At 72.2% G+C, this 11686-nt stretch carries 10 protein-coding genes; 2 read left to right on the forward strand and 8 right to left on the reverse strand.

Annotation, left to right across the window (positions count from 1 at the left end):
* Nucleotides 1-152: 152 nt before the first annotated feature.
* The 5 genes from ACIQRL_RS37330 to miaA form a co-directional block, all read right to left on the reverse strand.
* Nucleotides 153-1649 carry a M1 family metallopeptidase gene (locus tag ACIQRL_RS37330; protein ID WP_401340110.1) on the reverse strand — a complete coding sequence of 499 codons (1497 nt, stop codon included), beginning with the start codon at nucleotides 1647-1649 and terminating at the stop codon, nucleotides 153-155.
* A 601-nt stretch (nucleotides 1650-2250) separates the two neighbouring features.
* Nucleotides 2251-4446, reverse strand: a complete 2196-nt coding sequence (locus tag ACIQRL_RS37335; protein WP_401340112.1) for a RelA/SpoT family protein — start codon at nucleotides 4444-4446, stop codon at nucleotides 2251-2253.
* 333 nt (nucleotides 4447-4779) lie between these two features.
* Nucleotides 4780-5649 (reverse strand): diaminopimelate epimerase, encoded by an 870-nt coding sequence (gene dapF / locus ACIQRL_RS37340; protein WP_401340114.1) that lies wholly within the window; start codon nucleotides 5647-5649, stop codon nucleotides 4780-4782.
* A 208-nt stretch (nucleotides 5650-5857) separates the two neighbouring features.
* Nucleotides 5858-6397: a hypothetical protein gene (locus tag ACIQRL_RS37345; protein WP_401340219.1), complete on the reverse strand. Its 540-nt coding sequence runs from the start codon at nucleotides 6395-6397 to the stop codon at nucleotides 5858-5860.
* 107 nt (nucleotides 6398-6504) lie between these two features.
* Nucleotides 6505-7443: a tRNA (adenosine(37)-N6)-dimethylallyltransferase MiaA gene (miaA, locus tag ACIQRL_RS37350; protein WP_401340116.1), complete on the reverse strand. Its 939-nt coding sequence runs from the start codon at nucleotides 7441-7443 to the stop codon at nucleotides 6505-6507.
* A gap of 320 nt (nucleotides 7444-7763) precedes the next feature.
* Between miaA and ACIQRL_RS37355 the strand changes: the two genes are divergently transcribed.
* Nucleotides 7764-7988 carry a gliding motility protein gene (locus ACIQRL_RS37355; RefSeq protein WP_401340118.1) on the forward strand — a complete coding sequence of 75 codons (225 nt, stop codon included), beginning with the start codon at nucleotides 7764-7766 and terminating at the stop codon, nucleotides 7986-7988.
* Nucleotides 7989-8012: 24 nt separating this feature from the next.
* Nucleotides 8013-8273 carry an antitoxin gene (locus ACIQRL_RS37360; RefSeq protein ID WP_401340121.1) on the forward strand — a complete coding sequence of 87 codons (261 nt, stop codon included), beginning with the start codon at nucleotides 8013-8015 and terminating at the stop codon, nucleotides 8271-8273.
* Between the two features lie 178 nt (nucleotides 8274-8451).
* On the opposite strand, the gene ACIQRL_RS37365 is transcribed toward ACIQRL_RS37360, so the two are convergent.
* The 3 genes from ACIQRL_RS37365 to ACIQRL_RS37375 all read right to left on the reverse strand — a co-directional run bounded on the left by ACIQRL_RS37365 (nucleotide 8452) and on the right by ACIQRL_RS37375 (nucleotide 11343).
* Complete coding sequence (locus ACIQRL_RS37365) at nucleotides 8452-9222, reverse strand: class III extradiol dioxygenase subunit B-like domain-containing protein (RefSeq protein ID WP_401340123.1); 771 nt, start codon at nucleotides 9220-9222, stop codon at nucleotides 8452-8454.
* Nucleotides 9223-9514: 292 nt separating this feature from the next.
* Entirely contained in the window at nucleotides 9515-11038 is a 1524-nt protein-coding gene (miaB, locus tag ACIQRL_RS37370) for a tRNA (N6-isopentenyl adenosine(37)-C2)-methylthiotransferase MiaB (protein ID WP_401340125.1), read from the reverse strand.
* Between the two features lie 143 nt (nucleotides 11039-11181).
* On the reverse strand, nucleotides 11182-11343 hold the full coding sequence (locus tag ACIQRL_RS37375; RefSeq protein WP_401340127.1) for a hypothetical protein: 162 nt from the start codon (nucleotides 11341-11343) through the stop codon (nucleotides 11182-11184).
* Nucleotides 11344-11686: the final 343 nt, after the last annotated feature.

The raw sequence follows: 11686 nt of genomic DNA on the forward strand, positions 1-11686 counted from the left end.
GGGCCGTGCCGCCGGCTCGGTGATGGTCGCACGGCGCGGCCCGTCCGGTCACGCGACTTATCGGGGCCGGCCGGGCACCCGCGGGCGTCGCTCCCGCGGGTGCCGCCGCGTGCCCGGTCCCCTTCGTCCAGGGGCCCGCGGGGGCCGATCCCTCACGCGCCCTTGCGTGCCTTCGGGGCGTCGCTCTTCCAGTCCGGGTGCCCCGGCATCGGCGGTGTCTTCGCGTCGTACAGCCACGCCTTGAAGAACCCGCTCAGATCGCGCGCGGCGACGGCGGAGGCGAGGTCCACGAAGTCGGCCGTCGAGGCCACACCGTCGCGGTTGACGCCCACCCATGTGCGCTCCAGGCGCTCGAAGGCCGGGCGTCCGATCTCCTGGCGCAGCGCGTACAGGGCCAGGGCCGCGCCGTCGTAGACGTTCGGGCGGAAGATACTGATCTTGTGGCCGGGCTGGGGACCCTTGGGCCTCGCGGGCGGCCCGCCGGTGGCGCGCCAGGAGTCGGACAGCCGGTAGGCCGCCTTCATCCGCTTCTCCATGGGCTTGTTCGCCTTCTCCTCGGCGTACAGCTCCTCGTACCAGGTGGCGTGTCCTTCGTTGAGCCATACGTCGGACCAGGTACGGGGACTGACACTGTCGCCGAACCACTGGTGCGACAACTCGTGCACCATGATCGAGTCGACGTACCACTTCGGGTAGGCGGGTTCGGTGAAGAGCTCCTTCTCGAAGAGCGACAGCGTCTGTGTCTCCAGCTCGAAGCCCGTCTGCGCCTGGGCCATCAGCAGCCCGTAGGTCTCGAAGGGGTACCGCCCGACCTTGCTCTCCATCCAGGCGATCTGGGCGGGGGTCTTGCGGAGCCACGGTTCGAGCGCCGCGCGGTCGCCCCTGGGGATCACATCCCGTACGGGCAGTCCGTGCGGCCCCTCCCGGTGCAGTACGGCGGAGCGGCCGATGGACACCTGGGTCAGCTCCGTGGCCATGGGGTGCTCGGTCCGATACGTCCAGGTCGTGGCCCGGCGAGTCCGGTGGACGCCCTCGGGCAGACCGTTGGCGACGACCGTGTACGCGGCGGGGGCCGTGACGTGAACGGTGAACATCGCCTTGTCGGAGGGGTGGTCGTTGCACGGGAAGACCAGGTGCGCGGCATCGGCCTGGTCGGCCATAGCGAGCCCGTCCTCGGTCCGTACCCAGCCGCCGTCCTGGCCCTTCGCGCTGACCGGATCGCTGGTGTGCCGCACGGTGATGTGCAGCGGACTCCCCGCGGGCAGCGGCTCGGCCGGAGTCACCACCAGGTCGTCGCCCGCCTTCACGAAGTCGGCCGGGGCTCCGTCGACCTCGACCGATCGCACCGTTCCGTGCGCGAAGTCGAGGTTGACCCGGTCGAGCGGGGCGGTGGTGAGGGCGTCGATCGTGGTGACGGCCGTGAGCGGCTTGTCGTTGCTGCCGGTGTAGGTGAAGTCGAGGTCGTACGACTCGACGTCGTACCCGGGGTTGCCGAGGGTGGGGAAGAGGCGGTCACCGACCCCCAGGGGCACGGCCGGGTCGGGGGCGCTCGCGGCGATCAGGCAGACGGAGACGGCCGAGGCGAGCAGGGCCGCCGTGACGCGGCGGCTCCTCGGGCGTGCGGGCGTGGGGGTGGGGTTGAGCGGCATGGACCACCGCTACCAGCGCTCGCCGGTCCCGCGCTGCCGACTCGCGCCCGGCCCACCCGAACGGGTCGGTCCGGAGACTCGTTGGGGCCAGCGCGACAGACGACGTCGGACGCCCGGTCCCACCGGCCTGCCGTCGCCTGTGTCCGGCGGGGCTCGGGTCCCGGTCCAGCGAGGCTTGGGTCAGCCGGTCCAGCGGGCTGTGCTCGACCGCCGTCCGCCGCGCTCGCCCAGCGCCTGCTGACTGCCGTGCCCGCGTCCGGCGGCGCTCCGGCCCCGGTCCAGGTTTGGTTCGGGCCAGTCCAACGAGCTGCGTCCGACTGCCGTCCGGGCCGCGCTCGCCCGGCGCCTGCTGGCTGCCGTGCCCGTGTCCGGCAGGGCTCCGGTCCCGGTCCAGCAGGTTTGGTTCGGGCCAGTCCAACGAGCTGCGTCCGACTGCCCTCCGGGCCGCGCTCGACCGGCGCCTGCTGACTGCCGTGCCCGTGTCCGGCGGCGCTCCGGCCCCGGTCCAGCAGGTTTGGGTCGGGCCGGTCCGGCGGGACGCTTGGGTCGGGGCGTCCACCGGGCTGTGATCGGCCGCGTTCCGGGCCGGGCTGGACCGTGTCTACTGGGCTGCCGTCGCCGGATGCTGGGCGCGGCTCACGTCGTACACGCCGGGCACGTTGCGCATGGCGCGCATGAGGCCCTGGAGGCGGGCCGCGTCCGGGAGTTGGAGCGTGTAGGTGTGACGCACCCGCTGCTGGCTCGGCGGTTCGACCGTCGCGGAGACGATGGCGACGCCCTCCGCCGCGATGGCTTCGGTCAGGTCGGCGAGCAGATGCGGGCGTCCGAACGACTCGGCGACCAGGGTGACGCGGCACTCGGTGGTGTCCCCCCAGCGCACCCCGACCTCCGGGCGCCCCGCGCTCTTCATGCGCGCCGCTCCGGCGCACTCCACGCGGTGCACGGTGACCACTCCCCCGCGGACGGCGAAGCCGGTCACCTCGTCGGGCGGTACGGGCGTACAGCAGCCGGCCATGCGGACGGACGCGCCGGGCGGGTCGGCGACGGCGCTGGCGGGGCGGGCGACCTGTGTCTCGGCGGGACGCGCCGGAGCCTCGGCGGGCGGCCTGGGGCCCGTGGCGGAGGTTCTTGACGCCTCCTCGGCACAGGGCGCGGGGTGCGTGGCCATCCAGCGCTGGATGGCGATCCGCGCGGCGGCCGTGTGCGCGTGCTCCAGCCACTCCCTGGACGGCTCGGAGGCGGGGTCCTGACCCATGAGGAGCTGAACGGTGTCCCCGTCCTTCAGGACCGTACTCAGCGTCGCCAGACGGCCGTTGACGCGGGCGCCGATGCAGGCGTGCGCGTCCTCGCCGTACTGTGCGTAGGCCGCGTCGACGCAACTGGCGCCCTCCGGAAGCCCCAACGAGCCTCCGTCGGCGCGGAAGACGGTGATCTCGCGGTCCTGGGCGAGGTCTTCGCGGAGCGTCGACCAGAACGTGTCCGGGTCCGGGGCGCCCTGCTGCCAGTCGAGCAGCCGGGAGAGCCAGCCGGGGCGGGTGGGGTCCGCGCGTTCGCCGTCGAAGGGGCGTTCGGCGCCGCCGTCGGGCTGTTCCTCCGATGGCGGCGCGTACGGATTGCCGAGCGCGATGACGCCGGCCTCGGCGACCTTGTGCATCTGGTGCGTACGGATGAGGACTTCGGCGACCTGGCCGTCTCCACGAGTGACGGCCGTGTGCAGCGACTGGTACAGGTTGAACTTGGGAACGGCGATGAAGTCCTTGAACTCCGACACCACCGGGGTGAGACAGGTGTGCAGTTCGCCGAGGACGCCGTAGCAGTCGGCGTCCTCGTTCACGAGCACCAGGAGACGTCCGAAGTCGGCGCCGCGCATCGGGCCGCGCTTGCGCGACACCCGGTGCACGGAAACGAAGTGCCGTGGCCTTATGAGGACTTCGGCCTGGATCCCGGCGTCGCGCAGGACCACGCGTACCTCCTCCGAGATCTCCGCGAGGGGGTCGCCGTCGCGGTTCGCGTTCTCGGAGATGAGCTCCCGGGTGTGCGCGTACTCCTCGGGGTGCAGGATCGCGAAGACGAGGTCTTCCAGTTCGGTCTTGAGCGCCTGCACGCCGAGGCGCTCGGCGAGCGGGATCAGCACGTCCCGGGTCACTTTCGCGATGCGCGCCTGCTTCTCGGGGCGCATGACACCGAGGGTCCGCATGTTGTGCAGCCGGTCCGCGAGTTTGATCGACATCACCCGGACGTCGTTGCCCGTCGCCACGAGCATCTTCCGGAAGGTCTCCGGTTCGGCGGCGGCGCCGTAGTCGACCTTCTCCAACTTGGTGACGCCGTCGACCAGATAGCAGACCTCGTCGCCGAACTCCGCACGCACCTGATCGAGCGTCACTTCCGTGTCCTCGACGGTGTCGTGGAGCAGGGAGGCGGTCAACGTCGTTGTCTCGGCGCCAAGTTCGGCCAGGATCAGGGTCACGGCGAGCGGGTGCGTGATGTACGGCTCGCCGCTCTTGCGCATCTGTCCCCGGTGCGAGGACTCCGCGAGCACGTAGGCCCGGCGCAGGGGCTCCAGCTTGGCGTCGGGATGGTGGGCGCGGTGCGCCTCGGCCACATGCCCGATCGCGTCCGGCAGCCGGTCGCGGGTCGCGGGCCCGAGCAGTGCGGCCCGCCCCAGCCGGCGCAGGTCGATCCGGGGCCGCGGCTTCTTGCGGTGCGCCGGGGGCAGGCCCGGCTCCAGCGCGGCCGAGCGCTGGGGGGTGGGCGTTGCAGGGCCTGGCGTCGCGGGATTCGTCGCCTCCGCACTCATGGGCACCTCCGGCTGCGTAAGACCGGCGGACGGGTGCCCCATGGCGTACTCGGCTCAGGGGATGGTGTCGATCCCCCGTCCGGGCCGGTGCTTGATGCTACCGACCCCACCACGCCCGGTTGACCGCCTCTCGCCGAGCGTGAAACGGATCACCCATTCGAGCGAAGGTTTTTGGGTTTACGGTTTCGAACTCTCGGAAGAGACGGCATGGACGTACGACGTCCGACGAGTGCCGCCAGCGCCACCAGCGCCGCCGCACGGCATCGAACCGGTGCGGGCGGCCCCGCGTCCGTGCGGCGGCGTCGACCACGCGCCGGTCCCCGGTGGCGTGGGTCAGCGCAGCGTGGCGTCCAGCCAGTCGGCGTCGATCTCGCCCTCGGCGACGATGACCGCGGGGCCCGTCATCTCGATCTCGCCGTCCGCGCGCTCAGTGATCACCAGACGACCGCCGGGCACGTCGACGGTGTACGTCGCCGGTGAACCGGTCACGGCGGGGTCGGCGTTGTCACGGCGGGCCGCGGCGACGGCCACGGCACACGCGCCCGTGCCGCAGGAGCGGGTCTCGCCGGAGCCGCGCTCATGGACCCGCAGGGCGACATGGCGTGGCCCCCGGTCGACCACGAACTCGACGTTGACCCCGTCCGGATACACCGACGCCGGGGTGAACGGCGGCGGGCTGAACAGGCTGCCGGCGTGCGCGAGGTCGTCCACGAAGGCGACGGCGTGCGGGTTGCCCATGTTCACGTTGCGCGCGGGCCAGCTCCGCTCGCCGACGCTCACCGTGACGGCTCCTTCGGGGAGCAGGGCCTTGCCCATGCCGACGGTGACGTCTCCGTCCTTGGCGATGTGCACGGGCTTCACGCCTCCGCGCGTGGCGACCGCGGTGTCACCTTCGGCCACATATCCGGCGCGGTGGAGGTAGTGCGCGAACACACGCACTCCGTTGCCGCACATCTCGGCGACCGAGCCGTCGCCGTTGCGGTAGTCCATGAACCACTCCGCCTCGGCCGCCATGTGCTTGGCCTCGGGGTGCTCGGCCGACCGCACGACGTGCAGCAGACCGTCGCCGCCGATCCCCGCGCGGCGGTCGCACAGGGCGGCGACGGCGGCGGGAGGCAGGTCGATGACGTTCTCCGGGTCCGGGATGATCACGAAGTCGTTCTCGGTCCCGTGCCCCTTGAGGAAGGCGATCCGCGTGCTCATTCCTCGATCGTACGGCGTCGGTACGACAGTCCGGTCGGCACGGGGCGGGGACCGGGAGGACACTCAGGTGCGCCCCGGACTCGGGTCGGCAGGTCACTCGCGTCCGCGTGGGACCCGGCTTGGCTGGACCTTCGCGTCGACGCCGGACCGAGGCGCTGCGGCAGGGGCCCGGATCGGGCCCGTGTCCTGGTGGACCGGGCCCGCGGCCTCAGCGCAGTCGGGCGACGCGGCCCACGGCGAGTACGGCCACCGCGGCGACGATCACGACGTACGCGATCACCACCCGCCAGTCGGCGCGTCGACCGGAGCCGCGCGGCGGGAGGCCGGGCAGCGCGTAGCCGACCCGGCGGGCGGCCATCATGCCCCAGCCCGCGGCGCACAGGCAGATCAGCAGCCCGAGCATGGCGACCACGGCACCGCCGTCACCGAACTCGAAGGCGAGCGGGAAGGCGAACATCAGGGAGCCCGTCGTGGCCAGCGCCACGATGGGCGCGAGCTGCCAGATGCGCAGCAGACGCTGTGGGCGCAGCTCGACCTCGACCTCGGGCTCCGGGGACATCGCGCCGGGCTCGGGGCCGTCGGCGATCACCCCGCCGGGGGTGTCCTCGGGGCCGTCGGAGCTCAGCCGCCCTCCGCCCAGCTCCGGCTCGACGCCGGGATCGGCGTCCGGATCGATGCTCAGACGAACTCCGTCCGGATCAGCACCGTACTCAGTGCCTCGTGCAGTGTCGCGAGGGCCGGCCTCCATCGCCACGCGCCCTCCCAACTCGGACTTCACTGGTCGATCGAAGCTTGATGATGGCACGGCGCCGGAGGCCCGGATGACGGCCGGAGCGTCCCGATGCCATGACGTGATCAGGCTGTGACCGGTCGTTCGAGCAACGCCAGTGCGAGTTCCGGGAGTTCTGTGAGATCCGCCGCAGCCCCACTGAGCCAATGCACCCTGGGGTCGCGCCGGAACCATGAATCCTGACGGCGCGCGAAGCGCTTGGTGGCGCGAACGGTTTCGGCGCGGGCCTCGTCCTCCGTGCACTCCCCGGCGAGCGCCGCGAGGACCTGCTGGTATCCGAGCGCACGGGACGCCGTGCGCCCCGCGCGCAGGCCGTGCACCTCCAGGGTGCGGACTTCGTCCACGAGCCCGGCCTCCCACATCCGGTCGACCCGGCGCGCGATGCGCTCGTCGAGCTCCGGGCGCGCCACGTCGACACCGATCTGGAGGGTGTCGTACACGGAGTCGTGCCCGGGCAGGTTGGCGGTGAAGGGCTTGCCGGTGATCTCGATGACTTCGAGGGCGCGGACGATACGGCGGCCGTTGCTGGGCAGGATCGCCTGCGCGGCCCCGGGGTCGGCCATGGCGAGCCGCGCGTGCAGGGCTCCGGAGCCGCGAAGCGTCAGCTCCTCCTCCAGGCGGGCGCGCACCTCGGGGTCGGTGCCGGGGAACTCCATCTTGTCGACGGCCCCGCGGACGTACAGTCCGGAGCCGCCCACCAGGATCGGCCAGCGCCCCTCGGCGAGCAGCGCGTCGATACGGGCGCGGGCGAGCCGCTGGTACTCGGCGACGCTGGCGGTGACCGTCACCTCCCAGACGTCCAGGAGGTGGTGCGGGACGCCGCCGCGCTCGTCGGGCGTCAGCTTGGCGGTGCCGATGTCCATCCCTCGGTACAACTGCATGGAGTCGGCGTTGACCACCTCGCCTCCGAGGTGCCTGGCGAGGAAAACGCCCAGATCGGACTTTCCTGCCGCGGTCGGTCCGACGACGGCGATGACACGGGGGGCGGGGGGTGCGCTGCTCACGGTCCCAGTCTCGCAAACCCCGGGGCCTCACCTCCAACGAGCTACGTGACGCCGGGGGCCCGGGTTCGTTCCCTCTTGCGAGGTTCCAGCCGCCGGTTTCGAGAACCGGTGACCCGGACAACGCAATGGGACGCACCGGGCAACGCGGAATTTCGCCCTCACGAGTAACGTATGGAGCGGATATGGGCGTTTTTGAACGGCTTCTCCGGAGGTCAAGGGCTACGGAGAAGGCGCCGACCGCCGGGGCGCGGGCCGCCACGGAACCGGTCGCCACGGAACCGGTCGCCACGGAACCGGTCGCCACGGAGACGGAGGCGGCGGTGGAGTCGGCCGTTGAGACGAAGGGTTCGTCGGAGGGGAAGGGCTCGTCCGAAACGAAGGCCCCGTCCGAGACCAGCGGTTCGTCCGAGAACGACTCCGAGGACGACGGCGGGGCGACGGCGGGGACCGCCGGGGCCTCCGGTGCCGAGGACGTCGACATCCCCAAGCAGCAGACCGCCGAACAGGCCGCCGACAACGAGGCCGGCAAGGGCTCCCGCACGTAACTGTCCCGCGAGGGAAGGTGAACCATGGGTCTGATGGACAATCTGAAAGCCAAGCTGGAGCCCGCCGAGGAAAAGGTCTCCGGGCTCGCGCAACAGCACGGGCACAAGGTCGCCCACGGTCTCGACCAGGCCGCGAAGGTGGTCGACGAGAAGACCAAGCACAAGTACAGCGACAAGATCCAGACGGGCACGGGCAAGGCCAAGGACGCCATGGACCGCCTCGCGCACAAGGACGGCGGCGCAGCGGGCCCGCCGGACGCGCCGCCCCCGCCTCGGGCGTCGTGAACGGGCCGGAAGATCGGCGGACGGCCGCGAAGCGCTCAGGCTGCTTCCGGCCGTCCGCCGCGTCCGGGCCGGGCCCGTACGGCCGCCCCTCGCCGGGCCGCCATGGCGGAACGCTCGCCGGGCGAGACAGGACGGAACGCTCGGGCAGGCCGGTACCCGACTGACCTGTTCCCGGTTCCTACGACCAGGCCGCCACCAGGTATCCCACCCCGTACGGAGCGTCGTCGTAGAGCAGGGCACCGCCGAGTCCCGCGCCCTCGGCCGCGCCCGCGAGGACCTGCCAGGGCGCGCGCCCGGCGGCCTTCAGCTCGTACGCCAGTGACGTGTCCAGCGCTTTGAGGGCCGCGACGTCCGCCGCCCCGAGCGCCCGTGCGACCTCCGCGTCGAAGTCCGTCGCGCGCTCGTCGAGATAGCCCGGCGCCTTGACGGTCCTGCAGGCGCTGGCGTCGCCCATCACCAGCACGGCCACCCGCCCGGCCCGCCCGCCGATCTGCTCCCCGGCCCGGACGCACCGCTCGGCCTCCAGGGGTTCGCCCACGCCGAGCCCCTCCACCGGGGCGTCGGACCAGCCGGTGCGTTCCAGCAGCCAGGCGGCGACGGCGAGGGAGGGCGGCAGCTCGCGCTCCGGGGCGCTGGGGCCCGTGCCGCCCGCCTCGGCGCTCGCGCTCGCCCCGCCGGGGTTCCGTCGCGCCGCGTCCGGACGGCCGAGGCACACGTCGAGGGCGACCCCGAAGTCACTGAAGGAGCCGCGGGTCCCCTCCGGATGCGGTCCACGACCGCTCTCCTCGGCCGGGCCGACGACCACGAGCAGATCGGGACGCGAGGCGGCGAGCACGCCCAGCGCGTCCGTGCAGGCCGCGCGCGCGGCGTCCAGTTCGGGTGCCGCGCCGGCGGCGACGTCGGGGACCAGCAGCGGAGGGCAGGGGCAGACTGCGGCGGCTACAAGCATGAGCCGCAGCGTAACGCCGCGCACCGGCGATCCGCCCCGGCACCGCTCCGTGTCCGTGGACGTGCGGGCGCGAACACGCCACCGCCCGCCGCGCCGGGCGACGGGCATCCCGTGGGCGCCCGCCCCGACGACGTCCGACACCCACGGACCTGCGGCGTCCGGCGTTCCACAGCACTCGGCGCGCCACTGTCCTCCCGCCGCCGGTGTCCCGCGTCCGGCAGACGTCCGACGCCTCGCAGGCACCCGGTGCGGACGCCCGGCCAGCGCTCGGTAAGACGCCCCGCGCCGTCCGTCAGTCGCAGCCGCTGCCCGTGGTGACCGGCAACGGCTCGGGGGCGCCGATCTTCGGCAGGCCCAGCATGACGCCCGCCGGCTTGGCGGCCTCGACGGCGTTGCGCTTCTCCCAGGCGTCCCCCGCGCGCGTGCGGCGCACGTCCCGGACGGTGCCCTCGGCGAGCAGGTGGTGCGGGGCGGCGTACGTGATCTCGACCGTGACCACGTCGCCGGGGCGGACCTCTTCGTCCGGCTTCGTGAAGTGGACCAGACGGTTGTCGGGGGCGCGGCCCGAGAGGCGGTGGGTGGCTCCGTCCTTGCGGCCCTCGCCCTCGGCGACCATCAGCTCCAGGACCCGGCCGACCTGCTTCTTGTTCTCGCCCCAGGAGATCTCCTCCTGGAGGGCGACGAGACGCTCGTAGCGCGCCTGGACGACCTCCTTGGGGATCTGCCCCTCCATGGTGGCCGCCGGGGTGCCGGGGCGCTTGGAGTACTGGAACGTGAACGCCGCCGCGAAACGGGCCTCGCGGACCGCGTGGAGGGTCTGCTCGAAGTCCTCCTCCGTCTCGCCGGGGAAGCCCACGATGATGTCGGTGGTGATCGCCGCGTCCGGGATGGAGGCGCGGACCTTCTCGATGATCCCGAGGAAGCGCTCCTGGCGGTACGAACGGCGCATCGCCTTCAGGACGGTGTCCGAGCCGGACTGCATCGGCATGTGCAGCTGCGGCATCACGTTCGGCGTCTCGGCCATGGCCGCGATCACGTCGTCGGTGAAGTCGCGCGGGTGCGGCGAGGTGAAGCGGACGCGCTCCAGGCCCTCGATCCGCCCGCAGGCGCGCAGCAGCTTGCTGAAGGCCTCGCGGTCGCCGATGTCGCTGCCGTACGCGTTGACGTTCTGGCCGAGAAGGGTGATCTCGGAGACGCCCTCGCCGACCAGGGCCTCGATCTCGGCCAGGATGTCGCCGGTCCTGCGGTCCTTCTCCTTGCCGCGCAGCGCCGGGACGATGCAGAAGGTGCAGGTGTTGTTGCAGCCGACGGAGATCGACACCCAGGCCGCGTACGCGCTCTCGCGGCGGGTCGGCAGCGTGGAGGGGAAGGCCTCCAGGGACTCGGCGATCTCGATCTGCGCCTCCTCCTGGATGCGGGCGCGCTCCAGGAGGACCGGCAGCTTGCCGATGTTGTGCGTGCCGAAGACGACGTCCACCCAGGGCGCCCGCTTCACGATGGTGTCGCGGTCCTTCTGCGCGAGGCAGCCGCCGACGGCGATCTGCATGCCGGGGCGCTTCGTCTTCATCGGGGCGAGGCGGCCGAGGTTGCCGTAGAGCTTGTTGTCGGCGTTCTCACGTACGGCGCAGGTGTTGAAGACGACGACGTCCGCGTCCCCGTCCACGCCCTCGGGCGCCCGCACGTAACCGGCCTCTTCGAGCAGCCCGGACAATCGCTCCGAGTCGTGGACGTTCATCTGGCACCCGTAGGTACGGACTTCGTAGGTCTTGGGTGCTGCTACGTCCACTGCGGGGCTCCGGTCGCTGCTGATGGTCATGCCTCAAGGGTAGGCGCTCCCCAGAGGCCCCCGACCGCGCGCTCCCCGGAACAGGGCCCGGCCGAGGATCGGGGGCTGGTGGGCGAGACCGGCAGGCGACGGCCCCGCCGGAAGGATCCGGCGGACCGTCGCGATCAGGCTGGTCAGCCCTCCCGCATCCCCTCGGGAATCAGGTGCGGCGCACGGGCTCCGAGGATTCCGAGCACCTCGTCGAGAGCCGTCCGCCGCAGCTCGGGGAAGAAATCGTTGATGATCGCGAGCAACTGGACCGCCACAGGGCCGTCGGATGGTGGCGTGGTCGTCATCGGCTCAACCGCTCCCCTCGGAAAAGATCTTTGATCCGCCGACGATGGACTCACCGCTGCCGCTGATGCCTCCCCCCATGCCGCCGGCACCCATGCCGATGGGGCCGCCGATGGCGAAGCCCATGCCCGGCCCGGTCTCGGCTCCATGGGCCGCTCCGGCCAGACCGAGGACACCACGGTGTCCTTCATGTCCGCACCGTGCGGCCGCGGCCATGAACGGCGGGCAGCTTTGTGCTCGCCGTGGTGGGCGGTCCCTCCCCGCATCAGGAGCACTCAGGTCGCACTGCGGGCGTCTGAGTGCACGTCAAAGAGGGACACACACAGACCGCCTTCCCCCGTGACG

This window comes from Streptomyces sp. NPDC091209 (assembly GCF_044757755.1).
Taxonomy (GTDB): Bacteria; Actinomycetota; Actinomycetes; order Streptomycetales; family Streptomycetaceae; genus Streptomyces.